This window comes from Pedococcus cremeus (assembly GCF_900111375.1).
Taxonomy (GTDB): domain Bacteria; phylum Actinomycetota; class Actinomycetes; order Actinomycetales; family Dermatophilaceae; genus Pedococcus_A; species Pedococcus_A cremeus.
In genome coordinates this window covers 285,465-302,346 of sequence record NZ_FOHB01000005.1, presented here as the reverse complement: position 1 = coordinate 302,346, position 16,882 = coordinate 285,465, and the positions used below count along the sequence as shown (strand labels likewise).

Annotated in this window: 17 protein-coding genes and 1 tRNA gene; 13 read left to right on the top strand and 5 right to left on the bottom strand. The window is 71.4% G+C overall.

Going from position 1 to position 16,882, the window contains the following annotated elements; all coding sequences use genetic code 11:
* Positions 1–181: 181 nt before the first annotated feature.
* Genes dcd through BMW78_RS12200 form a run of 3 tightly spaced genes read left to right on the top strand, consistent with a single transcriptional unit; the run spans position 182 to position 1,573 of the window.
* The gene (dcd, locus tag BMW78_RS12205) at positions 182–757 is read left to right on the top strand and encodes a dCTP deaminase (protein WP_091759887.1); all 576 of its coding nucleotides are present in this window, start codon (positions 182–184) and stop codon (positions 755–757) included.
* An 11-nt stretch (positions 758–768) separates the two neighbouring features.
* The gene (locus BMW78_RS20475) at positions 769–924 is read left to right on the top strand and encodes a divalent-cation tolerance protein CutA (RefSeq protein WP_143056240.1); all 156 of its coding nucleotides are present in this window, start codon (positions 769–771) and stop codon (positions 922–924) included.
* Positions 925–940: 16 nt separating this feature from the next.
* Positions 941–1,573 carry an alpha/beta hydrolase gene (locus tag BMW78_RS12200; protein WP_091759884.1) on the top strand — a complete coding sequence of 211 codons (633 nt, stop codon included), beginning with the start codon at positions 941–943 and terminating at the stop codon, positions 1,571–1,573.
* Here the strand turns inward: BMW78_RS12200 and BMW78_RS12195 are convergent.
* The gene (locus tag BMW78_RS12195) at positions 1,570–3,015 is read right to left on the bottom strand and encodes an MFS transporter (protein WP_245735815.1); all 1,446 of its coding nucleotides are present in this window, start codon (positions 3,013–3,015) and stop codon (positions 1,570–1,572) included. The genes BMW78_RS12200 and BMW78_RS12195 overlap by 4 nt on opposite strands.
* A gap of 62 nt (positions 3,016–3,077) precedes the next feature.
* On the opposite strand from BMW78_RS12195, the gene BMW78_RS12190 reads away from it, so the two are divergent.
* The 5 genes from BMW78_RS12190 to BMW78_RS12170 all read left to right on the top strand — a co-directional run bounded on the left by BMW78_RS12190 (position 3,078) and on the right by BMW78_RS12170 (position 9,386).
* A complete protein-coding gene (locus BMW78_RS12190) occupies positions 3,078–4,196 on the top strand; it encodes an ABC transporter ATP-binding protein (protein ID WP_091759878.1) in 1,119 nt (372 codons plus the stop codon).
* Between the two features lie 28 nt (positions 4,197–4,224).
* A complete protein-coding gene (locus tag BMW78_RS12185) occupies positions 4,225–4,869 on the top strand; it encodes an ABC transporter permease (protein WP_091759875.1) in 645 nt (214 codons plus the stop codon).
* The gene (locus tag BMW78_RS12180) at positions 4,866–5,696 is read left to right on the top strand and encodes an ABC transporter permease (protein ID WP_218144334.1); all 831 of its coding nucleotides are present in this window, start codon (positions 4,866–4,868) and stop codon (positions 5,694–5,696) included. Before BMW78_RS12185 ends, BMW78_RS12180 begins: the two co-directional genes overlap by 4 nt.
* Before the next feature lie 29 nt (positions 5,697–5,725).
* Positions 5,726–6,658 carry an ABC transporter substrate-binding protein gene (locus BMW78_RS12175; RefSeq protein WP_218144333.1) on the top strand — a complete coding sequence of 311 codons (933 nt, stop codon included), beginning with the start codon at positions 5,726–5,728 and terminating at the stop codon, positions 6,656–6,658.
* Positions 6,659–6,950: 292 nt separating this feature from the next.
* Positions 6,951–9,386, top strand: a complete 2,436-nt coding sequence (locus tag BMW78_RS12170; RefSeq protein WP_143056239.1) for a LuxR C-terminal-related transcriptional regulator — start codon at positions 6,951–6,953, stop codon at positions 9,384–9,386.
* 71 nt (positions 9,387–9,457) lie between these two features.
* On the opposite strand, the gene BMW78_RS12165 is transcribed toward BMW78_RS12170, so the two are convergent.
* Entirely contained in the window at positions 9,458–11,827 is a 2,370-nt protein-coding gene (locus BMW78_RS12165) for a (Fe-S)-binding protein (RefSeq protein WP_091759869.1), read from the bottom strand.
* A 267-nt stretch (positions 11,828–12,094) separates the two neighbouring features.
* Between BMW78_RS12165 and cysK the strand changes: the two genes are divergently transcribed.
* Both cysK and cysE read left to right on the top strand, forming a co-directional pair.
* The gene (gene cysK / locus BMW78_RS12160; protein WP_091759866.1) at positions 12,095–13,021 is read left to right on the top strand and encodes a cysteine synthase A; all 927 of its coding nucleotides are present in this window, start codon (positions 12,095–12,097) and stop codon (positions 13,019–13,021) included.
* 11 nt (positions 13,022–13,032) lie between these two features.
* A complete protein-coding gene (gene cysE, locus BMW78_RS12155; RefSeq protein ID WP_245735814.1) occupies positions 13,033–13,617 on the top strand; it encodes a serine O-acetyltransferase in 585 nt (194 codons plus the stop codon).
* 146 nt (positions 13,618–13,763) lie between these two features.
* Here the strand turns inward: cysE and BMW78_RS12150 are convergent, their stop codons facing one another.
* The 3 genes from BMW78_RS12150 to BMW78_RS12140 all read right to left on the bottom strand — a co-directional run bounded on the left by BMW78_RS12150 (position 13,764) and on the right by BMW78_RS12140 (position 15,422).
* A complete protein-coding gene (locus BMW78_RS12150) occupies positions 13,764–14,087 on the bottom strand; it encodes a YtxH domain-containing protein (RefSeq protein WP_141775252.1) in 324 nt (107 codons plus the stop codon).
* Positions 14,088–14,189: 102 nt separating this feature from the next.
* A complete protein-coding gene (locus BMW78_RS12145; protein ID WP_091759860.1) occupies positions 14,190–14,660 on the bottom strand; it encodes a DUF6328 family protein in 471 nt (156 codons plus the stop codon).
* 99 nt (positions 14,661–14,759) lie between these two features.
* Entirely contained in the window at positions 14,760–15,422 is a 663-nt protein-coding gene (locus BMW78_RS12140; RefSeq protein WP_143056238.1) for an SGNH/GDSL hydrolase family protein, read from the bottom strand.
* A 329-nt stretch (positions 15,423–15,751) separates the two neighbouring features.
* On the opposite strand from BMW78_RS12140, the gene BMW78_RS12135 reads away from it, so the two are divergent.
* From BMW78_RS12135 to BMW78_RS12125, 3 genes are all read left to right on the top strand, one after another.
* The gene (locus BMW78_RS12135; protein WP_091759854.1) at positions 15,752–16,156 is read left to right on the top strand and encodes an ATP-binding protein; all 405 of its coding nucleotides are present in this window, start codon (positions 15,752–15,754) and stop codon (positions 16,154–16,156) included.
* A 41-nt stretch (positions 16,157–16,197) separates the two neighbouring features.
* Positions 16,198–16,284 (top strand) — tRNA-Ser (locus BMW78_RS12130).
* A gap of 320 nt (positions 16,285–16,604) precedes the next feature.
* A complete protein-coding gene (locus BMW78_RS12125) occupies positions 16,605–16,880 on the top strand; it encodes a hypothetical protein (RefSeq protein WP_091759851.1) in 276 nt (91 codons plus the stop codon).
* The last annotated feature ends 2 nt before the right edge of the window (positions 16,881–16,882 follow it).

Sequence of the window (16,882 nt, the reverse complement as noted above, 5' to 3'; positions counted from 1 at the left end):
ACGGCATACCGGCCGAGCCCCTTGGCGCGAGGTTCCCGAGCCACTCCCGCACCCCGGCGGACACACTGACGCTCTCGGGTGTGCACGCCGTGGCCGACCGCAACCCGTGGCCCGGCACCTGCGGGTGACGCATCGGCCCGGCGCCACGGTCGTGGTCGAACCCGCGCGATAGCCTCTCCCCGTGCTGCTGAGCGACCGCGACATCAAGGCCGAGATCGACTCCGAGCGCGTACGGCTCGAGCCCTACGACCCGGCGATGATCCAGCCGTCGTCGATCGACGTGCGCCTCGACAAGTTCTTCCGCCTGTTCGACAACCACAAGTACCCGGTCATCGACCCGGCGCAGGACCAGCCCGACCTCACCCGGCTCGTCGAGGTCGACCCCGCCGACGGGTTCGTGCTCCACCCGGGCGAGTTCGTGCTCGGCTCCACGCTGGAGACCGTCAGCCTCCCCGACGACCTCGCCGCCCGCGTGGAGGGCAAGTCGTCGCTCGGCCGACTCGGGCTGATGACCCACGCGACGGCCGGCTTCGTCGACCCCGGCTTCTCGGGCCACGTCACGCTCGAGCTGAGCAACGTCGCGACCCTGCCGATCATCCTGTGGCCCGGCATGAAGGTCGGCCAGCTGTGCTTCTTCCGCCTGACCTCGCCCGCCGAGAACCCCTACGGCAGTGAGAAGTACGGCTCGCACTACCAGGGCCAGCGCGGCCCGACCGCCAGCCGCTCCTTCCAGAGCTTCCACCGCACCGAGCTCTGACGAGACCTCCGGTGCCGCGCGCGGACAGCACCCACGACCCCATCCGCGAGCGCGTCCGCGCCGAACACCCCTGTGACAACCCTGAGGTGCTCGCCGTCCCGGTCGCCGAGGCGGCGCAGACGCGTGCCGCTCGACTGCCTGAGCCGGTGGCCCCCGGGGAGGCGTGACGAGGCAGGGGAGGACATGAGCGGGCCCGAGCTGAAGTGGACCCACGAGGCCAAGGAGCCCCGCGGAGCGGTGCTGGTGCTGCCAGGCGGCAAGAGCAACAGCCACATGGCCACCAGCTGGCGACAGCTGGCCGTGCTCCGGATGATGCCGTTCGCGTGGACCCTGGCCTCCGAGGGCGAGGGTGCCCTGTCCGTGGCCGTCCTCCGGTATGCCGTGCGCGGCTGGAACGGGTCGGCTGCCAGTCCCGTGGCCGACGCCAGGGAGGCCCTCGACCAGGTCACCGCACGTTACCCGGGGGTTCCGGTGGGGCTGCTCGGGCACTCGATGGGCGGGCGGGTCGCCTTCCGGCTGTCCGGCGACGACCGGGTGTCTGCCCTGGTGGCCCTCGCCCCCTGGGTCGAGCGCAGCGATGTCGCGATGGGGCATCCCGGCCTGCACACCCTGGTCATGCACGGCACCCGCGACCGGATCACCTCCCCGCGCAACAGCAAGGCGATGGCCGAGGCGATGTCGGCCCTCGGTGTCGACGTGACGTGGCGCCCGGTCGAGGGCGAGACCCACAGCATGCTGCGGCAGGCCGGCACCTGGCACCAGGAGTCCGCCCGGTTCCTCGTCGACGCCCTCCACGCCGGGCTGCCCGGACGCTAGCCGTCCGCAGGCGAGGAACCCTCCCCATGGACAGCGACGTCGCGACCGCCGGTCCCGCGCAGACCCACCCAGCTGACCACACCCCCGGCGAAGAGGAGCACCGCACAGGCGAGCTGCGCGGTGCGGTAGCCCTGCGTGAGCGCGGTCGGGTTGGTGTAGTCGGCACCGGAGAGGCCGACCAGCGGCGGCAGCGCCGCCACGGCGAGGAGCGAGCCGGCACGGGCGACGGCGTTGTTCACGCCACTGGCCACGCCGGCATACCGGTCGGCCACCGCGGCGAGCACCGTCGCGGTGAGCGGCGCGACGAGGGTCGCGAGCCCCAGGGCGAACACGGTCATGCCGGGGATGACGCCGGTCCAGAAGCTGGTGCCCTCGCCGACCGGCACGAGCAGCAGCACGCCGCCGGCGCACACGATCGGGCCCACCGTCATCGGGATGCGGGGGCCGATGCGGCTGGAGAGGTCGGCCAGCCGCGAGGAGAGCAGGAGCAGCGCCACGGTGATCGGCAGGGCCGCCAGCCCCGAGACCATCGGCGAGAAGCCGGAGACCACCTGCAGCTGGATCACCAGGAAGAACAGCACCGCGGCGAGGGCGCCGTAGACGAGGAAGGTCATCCCGTTCGCGGCGGAGAACACCCGCGACCGGAAGAGTCCCAGCGGCACCAGCGGCGAGGGCGTCCTCGCCTGCCGCAGCAGGAACCCGGCCATCAGCGCGACCGCCGCAGCACCGGTGACCGCGAGGACGAGGCTCGACGCGTCGCCGCTCGCCGTCAGGGCGTAGGTCAGGGCCCCGAGCCCCGCAGCACCCAGTGCCGCCCCGACCACGTCGAACGGCCCGGTCGCCTCCTCGTCGCGGCTCTCCGGCATGTAGTGGTGGCACAGCCACACCACGAGCACACAGATGGGCACGTTGACCGCGAAGATGCCGCGCCAGCCGCCGTGGTCGAGCAGCCAGCCGCCCACGAAGGGCCCGGCCGCGGCGGCGATGCCGGACAGGCCCGCCCAGGTGCCGATGGCCCCGGCCCGGTCCTCCTCGCGGAAGCTGCCCTGGATCAGCGCCAGGCCGCCCGGGGTGAGCAGGGCCGCCCCGACGCCCTGGAGCACGCGGGCGCCGATGAGCTGGTCGGGCGACTGGGCCGCGGCGCACAGCAGCGACGCCAGGGCGAACCAGCCGACGCCGACCAGGTACACGCGTCGACGCCCCAGCCGGTCGCCCAGCGAGCCCCCGACGAGGATGAGCCCGGTCAGGCTGAGCATGTAGCCGTTGACCACCCACTGCAGCTGTGCCAGCGAGGCGTCGAGCTCGCGCCCGATGGTCGGCAGGGCGATGGTGACGACCGAGCCGTCGAGGATCGCCACCCCCGAGCCTATGGTCACCGCCGCCAGCGCACCCCGGCCGCGTCCGCTGCTGCGGGTGAGCTGCTCCTTGGGCGCCACGGTCACCCGGCCATTGTGATCCCGCGGCATGCGCGCAGGTGTCACCTTCCTCCGTTAGGTTCGATCGCATGATCGTCTTCGACGGCGTGACCAAGAGATACCCCGGCGGGACGGTGGCCGTCGACAACCTCAGCCTCGTGGCGCCGAACGGGAAGATCACGGTTCTGGTTGGTCCCTCCGGCTGTGGCAAGACGACCTCGCTGCGCATGGTCAACCGGATGATTCGGCCTACCTCGGGCACCATCACCCTCGACGGGCGCGACACCGCCCGGATGAAGGAGTCGGACCTGCGGCGCGGCATGGGCTACGTCATCCAGCACGCCGGTCTCTTCCCGCACCGCACGGTGCTCGAGAACATCGGCACCGTGCCGCGCCTGCTCGGCTGGGACCGTCGCAGGACCGATGCCCGCGCCCACGAGCTGATGGAGCAGGTCGGCCTGGACGAGGTCTTCGCCAGCCGCTACCCGTCGCAGCTGTCCGGCGGCCAGCAGCAGCGCGTCGGCGTCGCCCGCGCCTTGGCCGCGGACCCACCGGTGCTCCTCATGGACGAGCCGTTCAGCGCCGTCGACCCGGTGGTGCGCGAGCAGCTCCAGGACGAGTTCCTGCGCCTGCAGGACGAGCTGGGCAAGACGATCCTGTTCGTCACCCACGACATCGACGAGGCCATCAAGCTCGGCGACCAGATCGCCGTCCTCCGCGTCGGTGGGGTGCTCGCCCAGCTGGCCGACCCGGCATACCTGCTCAACCACCCGGTCGACGACTTCGTGGCCGACTTCGTCGGGCGCGACCGGGGTTACCGGGCGCTGTCGTTCCAGCCGACCCCGCGCCTGCCGCTGCGGCCGGAGCGCACGCTACTGATCGGCGAGACGACCCAGGGCGTCGCCCAGGACTGGGCCCTCGTCGTCGACGACGCCAACCACCCGCTCGGCTGGGTGGAGCCGCGGCGCGTCACCGGGGAGATCCGCTCGGAGATGCTGCACCGCGGCGGCACCGTCGCCCGGGCCAGCGGTCCGCTGCGCGGCGCCCTCGACGCTGCCCTGTCGTCGCCCAGCCGGCGCGGCGTCATCGTCGACGACTCCGGATCGCTCGTCGGCACCGTGCAGGCCCACGAGGTGCTCAACGCGATCGAGGAGGCCGCGCGTCCCGAGGTCGCCGACCCGACGAACCCCGGGGCGCCGGCGCGATGACGAGCCCTCGACCGAGCAGCGGCCAGCCATGACCTGGTTCCTCGACCACGTCCAGGACGTCCTCGACCTCGCGGTCCAGCACGTCTACCTCGCCGGGCTCCCCCTCGTGATCGGCCTGCTGCTCGCGCTGCCACTCGGCTGGCTGGCCCGGCGGTACCCCGGGCTGTACACGCCGTTCACGGCCGGCTTCGGCCTGCTCTACACGATCCCGAGCCTGGCCCTGTTCATCCTCCTGCCGGGGATCCTCGGCACCAGGATCCTGGATCGGAGCAACGTCCTCGTGGCCATGACGGTCTACACCGTGGCGCTGCTGGTGCGCACCGTCGCCGACGCCCTCGGTGCGGTGCCCGACGACGTGAAGCAGGCGGCCACCGCCATGGGCTTCACCCGGTTCCGCCGCTTCTTCGCCGTCGAGCTGCCGCTGGCCGTTCCCGTCATCGCCGCCGGGATGCGGGTAGCCGCCGTGAGCAACGTCAGCATCGTCAGCGTTGCCGCCGTCATCGGCATCCCCCAGCTGGGGCTGCTCTTCACGGACGGGTTCGCGCGCTCCTTCTACGACCCCATCGTCGTCGGTCTGGCTGCCTGCTTCGTGCTGGCCCTGGCCTTCGACCTCGTGATCCTGGCGGTGGCCCGGCTGCTCACGCCGTGGCAGCGGGCAGGTGGTGCCTCGTGATCAACGACGTCGCCTCCTGGCTCCTCGACCCGGCGCACTGGACCGGACCCGACGGTGTCCCCGCCCGCACGTGGGAGCACATCTGGTACTCCGGCGTCTCACTCCTCATCGCCTCGCTCATCGCGGTGCCCGCCGGTCTCCTGATCGGTCACACCGGCCGTGGGCGGGTCGTCGCGGTGAACCTCGCCGGCGCCGCCCGGGCCGTCCCGAGCCTCGGGCTGCTGTTCATCATGGTGCTGTTCCTCGGCCCGAGGCTGAGCGGCGACGCGGCGTCCCTCTGGCCCAGCCTCATCGTGCTCATCGTGCTGGCGATCCCGCCGATCCTCTCCGGCGCCTACGCCGGCGTCGAGGGCGTCGACCCGGCCGCACGCGACGCCGCCCGGGGCATGGGCATGACCGGCTGGGAGGTGCTCAGCCGGGTCGAGGTGCCCTGCGCCCTGCCCCTGATCTTCTCCGGCCTGCGGTCGGCGGCCCTGCAGGTGGTGGCTACCGCCACCATCGCCGCCATCGTCGGCATCGGCGGCCTGGGCCGCCTCCTCATCGACGGCCAGGCCATCCGCGACTTCCCGCAGATGGTGTCCGGCGCCCTGCTCGTCGCGGTGCTGGCGCTGCTCGTCGACCTCGCCCTCGCCGGCGTGCAACGGTATGCCGTGTCGCCCGGGCTCACGGGACGAACCACCACCCGCGGTGGCGGCCGCGCGGCCACCGACGCCGACGGCACCACGGACGCGGACGGCATACCAGCGCCTGGCGCGGTGTTCGCAGGCGAAAAGGAACTCGCCGTTCGCCGCGAGGCAGGCAAGACTGAACCGCGACACAACAGTTGACCGATCAAAGAACCGCAAGGAGCAGGTCAGTGAGAACATCCCGGATCGCCGTCAGCCTCGGCGCCGCCTTCGCCCTCGTGTCCCTGGCCGCCTGCGGCGGCGGTGGCAACAACAACGACGTGTTCGCCACCGGCAGCAGCTCGAGCGGCTCCGGCGGCGGCTCGAGCATCACCGTCGGTTCGGCCAACTTCCCCGAGAACCAGCTGCTGGCCGAGATCTACGCCGGCGCGCTCAAGGCCAAGGGCGTCGACGTCACCACCAAGCTCAACATCGGCAGCCGCGAGGTCTACATCCCGGCCCTGAAGGACGGCTCGATCGACCTCATCCCCGAGTACACCGGCGTGCTGGCGCAGTACTTCAACAAGAACGCGAAGGCGACCGACGCCGACGGCGTCTACAAGGAGCTGCAGGCGGCGCTGCCCTCCACCCTCACCGTGCTGGACAAGTCGGCTGCTGAGGACAAGGACTCGGTCGCGGTGACCAAGGCGACCGCCGACAAGTTGCAGCTGAAGTCGATCGCCGACCTCAAGGGCAAGTCGCAGAACCTCGTGCTCGGCGGGCCGCCGGAGTGGAAGACCCGCGAGACGGGCGTTCCCGGCCTGAAGAAGCTCTACGGGCTGGAGTTCAAGTCGTTCAAGCCCCTCGACGCCGGTGGTCCGCTGTCGGTCCAGGCGCTGAAGAACGGCCAGGTCGACGCGGCCAACATCTTCACCACCGACCCGAGCATCCCGGCCAACAACTTCGTCGTGCTCGAGGATCCCAAGCACCTCTTCGCTGCGCAGAACGTCGTGCCGCTCATCACGAAGACGAAGGTCAACGACACCGTCTCGGGGGCCCTCAACGGCGTCTCGGCCAAGCTCGACACCAAGACCCTGACCGACCTGCTCGCGAAGGTGGTCACCGACAAGCAGGACCCGGACAAGGTCGCGCAGGAGTGGCTGAAGTCCAACGGGCTGGGCTGACTCGGGGTTGACTCGGGGCTGACTCGGGACCGGTCCGACGCCGGGCCGAGCTCACCCCAGGGCAACGGCGCACACAGAAAGGCCGGATGTGGCTCCCCCGAACCACATCCGGCTTCTGTGGCGGTTCCCCCGATCCGCCGCTGCGCGTCCGAGCCCGGCACGCGGGAGGCGCCCCTCCACGTCTCCCGCCTGCCGGCCCCGGCTTGCTGTGGACCAGACTGCCCGGGTGGCACCGAGGGAGGCATCGGTGAAACCACCGATATTGACGGATGGGTGTCGATAGCCTGCTTCGGTGCTGACTCCATGCGTCGGGCGTGAGGACGCCCTCGACCGCGTGCGCAGCCTGCTCCTCGACGGGCGCTGGGTGACCGTGACGGGAGCCCCCGGGTGCGGCAAGACGCTGCTCGCCCGCCACGCCGCGGAGGAGCACCCCCGCGCCGTCTGGGTCTCGGCCCGCAGCCTCCGCGGCGCCGACGCCATCGTCACCGCCGCCCTCGACGCGCTCGGGGCCGACATCGCACCGGGTGACCCGCCCTTCCTGGCGCTCAAGCGCGCACTCGACGACCAGGACGTCCTGCTCGTGCTCGACGGCGTCGACAGCGTCGACGGGCTCGGCATCCTGTGCGACGAGCTCATCGACTCCACCTCGACCTTCCGGCTGCTCTGCACCGCCTCGTCGGTGGCCGGTCGCCCCCACGAACGGGTGGTGCGGCTGGGGCCGCTGCGGGTGCCGCAGCGCGGCGAGGGTCTCGAAGGCCCCGCCGTGGAGCTCTTCCTGGCCCGGATCGCGGCTGCCGGCGGCCACCCCGTGGACCTGCGCCGCGACGAGCGCAACGTCCGCCGGCTCCTCCAGGCCAGCGGTGGGCTGCCGTTGCTGATCGAGCACCTCGGCGTGCAGATCGCGCTGGTCGGCGTCTCCGACGTGACCCCGACGGCCTCCATCGACGAGGCGGTGCATGCCTCCTACGCCCTGCTCGACGAGGACCAGAAGCGCTGCTTCCGCCGGCTCGCGGTCATGCAGCACCCGGTCAGCCTCGACGTCCTCGCCGACATCACCGACGTCACCCGCGCGGAGGCGGCGCAGCTCGCCTCCGCCCTCGCCCGCCGTAGCCTCGTGGAGGTGCACTCCGACGGCCGGTTCGACATGCTCGCACCGATCCGCCGGCACGGGGTGGCCCTGACCGTGGACGGTGACGACCACGAGCAGGCGGTCGCCGGCCTGCTGCGCTGGGCGGAGCGGGTCACCCCGTCGGACGGCATGAGTGGCGCCGCCGACGAGAGCTGGCTGCGGGAGATGGGTGTCATGAGGCAGGCCATCACCGCTGCCGCCGCCGAGGCCCGAACCCGCCCGCTGGCCTACCGGCTGGCCAACAACATCTTCTCCTCGCTCTACACCGCCATGCGCGCCCGGGAGGCGGTCGAGATCCTCGAGGAGGTGCTCGCCAGCGGCGACGGACCGGCCGACATCGGATCGCAGCTCGCCCGACGGGCCGGCATCTGCGCCTCGGAGGTCCGCGGCACCTACGAGGGCATGCCCCTGCTCGAGCGGGCCGAGCAGCACGCGCTCACCGACCCCCACCCGGACCGGCAGCGTGCCCGCAACGCCTCCATACGCGCCGAGATGCACCTCGACGCCGGCGCCCTCGACGCCGCCCGTCAGGAGGTCGAGGCCGGACTGCGCCTCGCGGTGGGCGACGACTACGTGCTGCGCCAGCTGCGCCGCACCCTGGTCGACATCCACGTCTGCCGGGGCGAGTTCGACGAGGCCGAGGCGCTCGCCGAGGTGGTGATGACCGACGCCCCCGCCGAGGAGCAGTGGATGGCGCTGTCGGCGCGGATGCTCATGGGCGTCATCGCGGCCGAGCAGGGCCGGACCGTCGAGGCGGCCGCCATCGCCCGGGCGGCCCGCGACCGGGCCGTCGACCTCGCGGAGGACCGCATCGCCCTGCTGGCCGACACGCTCTTCCGGGCCGTGTCGGACAACCCGCGGTCCGCGAAGGTCCACTACGAGTGGCTGCCCTGGGGGGTGCGCCTGGGCGTGCAGCTGCAGGACGCCCGCGACCTGATGGCAGCGCAGGAGTGCCGCCGGGCCGCAGGTCTGGCCGCCGACATCATCGTGCTGGCCGACAGCATCCGGCTGGGTCGCGACGGCATCGAGGCCCGGCTCCTCCTCGGCGACGCGCTCACCGCCTGCGGCGAGGGGGCCCAGGCGGCCGCGGCATACCTGGGCGCGCTGCGGCAGGCGACCGAGTGCGGCTTCCCGCTGCGGGCGGCGGACGCCCTCGACGGTCTCGACCGGGCGCTCGCAGCGGAGGGCAGCTCGGCGGCGGGCCGGTGCTCGGCCGCGGCCCGCGCGCTGCGGGCGCCACGTCGTGCCGTGGCCCGTCAGCGACCTGGCCAGGGCGTGCCCTCGAGCGTGCCGCAGCGGAGCGTGCCCGCCGACTGGGTGTCCGACGGCCAGTTCACCGACGCCGGCGTCGCCGCCGTCACCACGCTCTTCACGCCCGAGAGCGGCGCCGGTGAGGCCGCCGACTCGCCGCTGTCGCTGCTCACCCGCACGGAGCGCACCGTGGCCAGCCTGGTCGCGCAGGGCCTGACCAACCGGCAGATCGCCGAGCAGCTGTTCGTGTCACCGCGCACGGTCGACGCCCACCTGGCGCACATCTTCCGCAAGCTCGACATCAGCTCGCGGGCCCGGCTGGCGGCCCTCATGGTCGACCACGCCTGAGACGGAACGAGAGAGGGCCGGTATGCCGCCCACGCGGCATACCGGCCCTCTCACCTCACAGCCCTGACGGGTCAGGCGGTCGGCGCGGGCTCCGGCTCGGGGACCTCGGCGGCGACCTCGCCGCCCTCCTGCCCGCGGCGGACCGCGGCGAGCAGCATCTGGGCGACGTCGACGACCTCGACCTGCTCGCCCTGTCCCTCGGACTGCTTGGCGGTCAGTCCGTCGGAGATCATGACGCGGCAGAAGGGGCAGCCGATCGCGATCCGCTCGGCGCCGGTGGCCAGCGCCTCCTCGGTGCGGTTCATGTTGATGCGGGTGCCGAGCTTCTCCTCCATCCACATGCGGGCGCCGCCGGCGCCGCAGCAGAACGACTTCTCCTTGCTGCGCTCCATCTCCTTGAGCTCGACGCCGGGCAGGGCGCCGATGAGCTCGCGGGGCGGGGAGTAGACCCCGTTGTGGCGGCCGAGGTAGCAGGGGTCGTGGTAGGTGACCGTCTCGGCGGTGGAGGCGACGTCCTTGTTGCTGGACATGCCGGGACGCTCGGCCGGGCGGGCCACCGGCACCAGCTTCTTGTCGCGCACGAGGCGGTTGAGCAGCTGGGTGTGGTGGACGACCTCGTACTTGCCGCCGAGCTGGGGATACTCGTTCTTGATCGTGTTGAAGCAGTGCGCGCAGGTGACGACGATCTTGGTCGCGCCGACCTCGTTGAGCACCTCGACGTTCTGCTGGGCCAGCATCTGGAAGAGGAACTCGTTGCCGGCGCGGCGGGCGGAGTCACCGGTGCAGGTCTCGCCGTCGCCGAGGATGGCGAAGGTGACCCCGGCCTGGTCGAGCAGCTCGGCCACGGCGCGGGTCGTCTTCTTGGCGCGGTCCTCGTAGGCGCCGGCGCAACCGACCCAGAACAGGTAGTCGACGTCGTCGGCGGACTCGACGTCCTGGCCGAGGATCTTGACCGGGAAGGGCAGGTCCTTGGCCCAGTCGAGGCGGGCCCGGGCGGCCATGCCCCACGGGTTGCCCTTGTTCTCCATGTTCTTGAACAGGCCACCGAGCTCGTTGGGGAACGCCGACTCGATGAGGTTCTGGTAGCGACGCATGTCGACGATCGCGTCGACGTGCTCGATGTCGACCGGGCACTGCTCGACGCAGGCGCCGCAGGTGGTGCACGACCACAGCACGTCCTGGTCGATGACCGCGTCGGGGCCGTGCGGGTTGTAGGCCGTCAGCGGGTGGTCGAGGTCGTAGCCGGTCTCACCGATGAGCGGCAGCTCGGCCAAGGGGGCCGCGGCGGCCAGGCCCTTGCCCTTTGCGTCACCCTTCCCGTCGGGGTTGCCCTCGGCCGAGCCCGCTCCGGCGAGCGCGGCCTCGCGCTCCTCGTCGGTGGCCAGCAGCCACGGCGCCTTGGCGTGCGCGTGGTCGCGCAGCGTCATCACGAGCATCTTCGGCGACAGCGGCTTGTCGGTGTTCCACGCCGGGCACTGGCTCTGGCAGCGGCCGCACTCGGTGCAGGTGGTGAAGTCGAGCAGGCCCTTCCAGGTGAAGTCCTCGACCTTGCCGACGCCGAGCGCGGCGTCCTCGTCGAGCTCCTCGATGTTCTCGAAGTCGACGACCTCGCCCCCCACCTTCAGCGGCTGCAGCTCACCGAGGGAGGTGCGGCCGTCTGCGTGGCGCTTGAACCAGATGTTGAAGAAGGCCAGGAAGCGGTGCCAGGCCACACCCATGGTCGGCTGCAGGGCGATGGTGATCATCCACGCGAACGAGATGAGGATCTTGACCGCGGACACGACCACGATGAGGGTCTCGATGGTGCCCACCGACAGGCCGGTGAAGAAGTTGCCGATCCACCCGGTCAGCGGGAAGTGCAGCGCGTTGTCGTAGCCCGTGCCGTTCAACCGGGCCAGGGTCCACTCGAACGCGCGCAGGAACCCGATGCAGATCGTGACGCCCAAGATCGTCAGCTCGACGTAGTAGGCCTGCCACCAGGTCGACCCGAAGAAGCGCGACCGGCGGCCGTCGACCCCGGCAGCGCTGCGCGGGTGGTTCTTCTGGCGGATCGCCATCAGCAGCAGGATCGCGAAGAAGCCGCCGAACGCGAAGACGTCGGTGACCCACTCGTAAAGGAAGAAGTGGCCGATCCCCGGCAGCACGAACTCCGGGTCGACGAGCTGGCCGAACGCGTTGAGCAGCGTGAAGAACAGCACCCCGAAGCTGATCATCGTGATCCAGTGCGCCACCGCCACCACCGGCAGGCGCGACATCCGCGTGTGGCCGAGGAACTCGCGCAGCAGCGTGCGGGTCCGCTCGCCCGGGTTGTCGTTGCGCGTTTCCGGCTGGCCGAGCCGGAAGGTCGCCAGGAAGCGGCGGACCGTGCGCACCAGCAGGGCGATGGCCACGGCCGTGACGGCCAGACAGACGACGAGCGCGACGATCTGCAAAGGGGACATGCGCGCGAGTCTACTGACAGGTAAGCGCCCGCATACCTCTCGTGTGAGGAGCGTCAAATGCCCGGTATGCCGCGTGCCCGCCCCGGCGGTGACGTCGCACGGGTCGAGGGGTGGGACGACGGCCGCCTGTGACCCACGACGGCTTGCGCCGGGATAACGGGCCATTGGAACATTCATAAGGCAGTGTTTGTTGAACGAGCAAGTGTGCCCACCGGCGCGGGGTCGTCCCCGCGGTCCGGCCCCGAGACCAGTGAAGGCGGATCCGCAGTGCCCATCTACGACGACGTCACCAAGCTCATCGGCAACACCCCGCTGGTGAGGATCAACCGCCTGATCCACAGCGACGCCACGGTCGCCGCGAAGCTCGAGTTCTACAACCCCGCGTCCTCGGTCAAGGACCGCATCGGCGTCTCGATCGTCGACGCCGCCGAGAAGTCCGGCGACCTCAAGCCCGGCGGCACCATCGTGGAGGCCACCTCCGGCAACACCGGCATCGCGCTGGCCATGGTGGGCGCGGCCCGCGGCTACAACGTCGTGCTGACCATGCCCGAGACCATGTCGAAGGAGCGCCGCGCCCTGCTGCGCGCCTACGGCGCCGAGCTGGTGCTGACCCCCGGCTCCGAGGGCATGAAGGGCGCCGTCGAGCGCGCCAACCAGATCGCCGAGGAGCGCGGCGGCGTGCTGGCCCGCCAGTTCGCCAACGAGGCGAACCCGGCCATCCACCGCGCCACCACGGCCGAGGAGATCTGGAAGGACACCGACGGCCAGGTCGACATCGTCGTTGCGGGAATCGGCACCGGCGGCACCATCACCGGCGTGGGCCAGGTGCTCAAGGAGCGCAAGCCCGGGGTGCAGATGATCGCCGTCGAGCCGGAGGAGTCGGCCATCCTCACCGGCGGCCAACCCGGCCCGCACAAGATCCAGGGCCTCGGCGCCAACTTCATCCCCGAGATCCTCGACCGCGACATCTACGACGAGGTCATCGACATCAACGCCGACACGGCGGTCGAGTGGGCTCGCCGCGCGGCCAAGGAGGAGGGCCTGCTCGTGGGCATCTCCTCGGGTGCCGCGCTCGCCGCCGCCAACCAGGTCGCCACCCGTCCGGAGAACGCCGGCAAGACGATCGTCGTGATCATCCCGAGCTTCGGCGAGCGCTACCTGTCGACCATCCTCTTCTCCGACCTGCTCGACTGATCGGACTCCTCGTGACCCTTCGCTCCGCCCTCGCCGTCCTGCGCGAGGACCTCGACGCCGCGATCGCGCGCGACCCGGCGACGAGCTCGCGGCTGGAGATGGCGCTGGCCTCCCCGGGCCTGCACGCCATCTGGACCCACCGCGTGGCCCACCGGCTCTGGCAGCAGCCCGGCACCAAGCTGGTCGCCCGGCTGCTCTCGCAGCTGTCGCGGTCGCTGACCGGGGTGGAGATCCACCCCGGTGCGGTGATCGGCCGTCGGTTCTTCATCGACCACGGCATGGGCGTCGTGATCGGCGAGACCGCCGAGGTCGGCGACGACGTGATGATCTACCACGGCGTCACGCTCGGCGGCCGGTCACTGAGGCGGGAGAAGCGTCACCCCACCGTGGGCAGCCGGGTGACCATCGGGGCCGGCGCCCGCATCCTCGGACCCGTCTACATCGGCGACGACGTGCAGATCGGCGCGAACTCCGTGGTGGTCAAGGACATCCCCGCCGGTGCCATCGCCACCGGGGTGCCGGCGACCATCCGGTTCCCGAAGGGCAACGAGGACCCCTACGAGGCGATGTTCAAGGACCCGGCCATCTGGATCTGAGCAGGTCCGCCCCTTCGGGGCCCAGCTGGAGGGGCGCACACGAGGCGAGGCACGGCATACCGCATGTATGCCGTGCCTCGCCGCGTGTGGTCAGGTGACCGTCTGGTCAGAGGACCGTCTGGTCAGGTGACCATGGGGGCCGCCCGTCAGGGGAGCTTGTCCGGACCGGGGCCGAATCCGGTGGTGTCGGCGTGCAGGTGGCCGTCGGTGCCGCGGTGGAGCGAGGGCGGCAGGTGCTCCCCGCCGACCCTGTCCTTGACTGTCGAGGTCGCGGACTTGGCTGCGTCACCGAGCTTCGCGGCCACCACCGGCGCCTGGTCCATCACGGTCTGCCGAGCGGTCTCGACCTTGCTCTGAACGGGTTCGCTGGACCACAGCTGGGTGGCCCTGCCCTTGATCTGCTCGTAGCGCTTCTGTCCGGCCTTCGTGCCGAGGACGTAGCCTGCGGCCGCGCCGAGAACGAATGACACCTTGCCCATCATGGTGAATTCAACCTCCTGGTCAGTGGTGATCCGTGTTCCTTCCATCAGAACAGAACGAGGGCGTGACCGCGCGTCCAGCGGCGGACGGGGTCAGTCGCTTTCGGGTGCGCGCATGACCAGCGGGAGCACGAGCCACGCCAGGGCGAAGACGATGAGCGTGGCAGCACCCACCCACACGCCGACCGTGTCGGTGAAGACGAGGCTGAACACGAAGGCCGCGACCGTGGCGCTCGCCAGGGCCAGGGCCACCAGTCCGGCCTTGGCCACCCAGGCGCCCACCTCGACCAGCGACTCCTTGCGGCGCTTGCGGAAGAGCACCCGGTGCATGCTGACCGGCGCGACCAACAGGACCGTGGCGAGGATGCTGAAGCTGATCGCGGCGACGTAGAAGTTGCGTTCGAGGGTGGTGATCCCGTGGAACTCCGGCTGCAGCGGCAGCGTCAGCAGGAAGCCGGTGAGGACCTGTACGCCGGTCTGGGAGACACGCAGCTCCTGCAGGAGCTCGCTCCAGTTCCGGTCGAGCTTCTGCGCCTCGGTCTCGTCGCGGGTGTAGTGGTCCACCGTCCTCCTCGTGCCTCGCTGCCCGTTCCATCTCCAGCCGGTGCTGCATTCAACCGCCGCCACGATGCGGCGTCGAGTGGTGGGCCTCGAGCCTTCGATCTAGCCGGTCACGGCTCGCAGGATCAGGCCGTTGCGGGCCTCCCGTCCGGCGGGGAGGGTGTGCACGCCGTCGCGCAGGTACCGCCTCGGCTCGGCCGCCACCACGACCGACCAGTCGACGACCGCGAGGTTGCCGTGGCGCCGGTCCGCCTGTGCCAGCGCGGCGTTCACCAGGTCGGCCGCCCGGCGGTCGCTGTCACCGCCGGTCACCAGCCAGCGCTGCTTCCAGGTGTTCACCCACCACACCCGGGTGGTGGGCGGCACGGCGTGCATGACCCGCTCGACCTGGGCGGCGACCAGCCGGGCGTCACCGTCGTTGGTGCCCAGCGCCATCACCAGTCGCGCCGGGGGCCGGGAGTCGTGCAGGCGTTCGAGGAGCCGGTCGACGGCCGGTTCCGTGGGAATGCCGGGAGTCGCGTCCCAGGCGAGCGTGAGCCCGCGCGAGTGCAGTGACCCCGCGAGCTGCGGGGCGTCGGCGGCGGTGATGGAGTCGCCGTACATCCACACCCCGTGCCCACGGGCGACCTGCCAGGTGCGGTCTGCTGACACCGTGCGGACGTTCTCCTGCCACGCGGCATGCGTTGGAGCGGGCGTGCCGAGGGCGCCCGCGGTGGTGAGTACGGCCGCCGCGGCGACGGCCAGGATCGTCCTGCGACGTGGCACCTGCATCCCCCTGCTGTGCCGCCCCGGTGGGTCGGTGTCGCGAGCGTAGGGTCTGCGCGGCCGGCGCGGAGGTGTTTCGCCCACACCGCCATGACGCGCCCACCGGCGGGAGCGGGGAAGGGCCGAACTGCCCGCCGACGTCGCCACCTCGTCGCCACCTCGTCGCCACCGCGTCGAGTGAGCGGAACGGCGGTACCGTTTGAGCGCCGAGTGGGCTGCGGCCGGGGGGCTCTCACTCCGGTTGCTGACACCGGTGGCGGGACGGGAGTCGCGGGGTGCGCCGTGCGAGCAGCTCGTCGCGTGCCGACATCCCTTGGCTGAGGAGTGACATGTGTGAGGTTTCGGACCCCGCTGAGACGCGGTTGCCGAATGACAAGACGGCGCCCGGGAGCGCGAGGGCCTTCCTTCGCGAGGCTGCCTGCGAGGTCCACCATGCCGAGGTGCTGGGCGAGGCCGAGCTGCTGGTCAGCGAGCTGGTGACCAACGCCGTCCTGCACGGTGCGCCGCCGATCACCCTGCGGGTCGAGTGTGACGGCACCCGCCTGCGCGTGTCGGTCACCGACCGCAACTCCGACCCGGCGTACGTGCGAGATGCCGGTCCCGAGGACGAGTCGGGCCGCGGCATCCGGCTCGTCGACTTCATCAGTGACGAGTGGGGGGTCGAGCCGCGCTTGGGCGAGGGCAAGGACGTCTGGTTCACGATCCGCAACGGTGAGGCTGCGCCGACCCCGTAGCGGGTGGGTACCCTGTCCCCGGCGGCTCACGGGTCGCTTCGGGAGGGCTCGCATAGTGGCCTAGTGCGGCGGTCTTGAAAACCGCTATGGCGGCAACGTCATCGTGGGTTCGAATCCCACGCCCTCCGCTCGCCGCGCAGCGGCCCCTCGAGGGCTCCCGCATTCGGGGAGGAGGGCGTGAGGGACGAGCGCCTGACGGAGTCCCACGCCCTCCGCTCGCCGCGCAGCGGCCCCGCAACGGTTCCCACGCCCTCCGCTCGCCACGCGCACGCCGCAACGGTTGGCAGCGGGGCAACGGTTGCGGCATACCGGCCTCGGGCGGTGCAACGGTTGGCACGCGGGCACCCGTTGTCGGTGGGCCGTCGCGGTGCACGCACTGCGCGGGCCGCCGGCTCGACGCCGGCGGCTGACCGATAGCCTTGGTCCACGGTCGTGACGAGGGGGAGACGTGGACAGCAGTGGCATCGCCGCACTCGGCGGCCTGTTGATCCTGGGTGGGTTCATCGTGGCGTTGGCCCTCATGGCGTTCGTCGTCTGGGCCTTCGTCGACGTGCTTCGCCGGCCGCGCCAGCAGTGGGCGGTCGCCGGGCAGCAGCAGGCGCTCTGGCTCGTGGCGCTCGCCGTCGGCACGGTGATGGGTGTGGGCGCGGTAGCGGCCCTGGTCTACGTGCTCATCCCGCTGCCGCGTCTGCGCGAGGCCGGTCGCGCCACCCAGCTCGCCTGAGG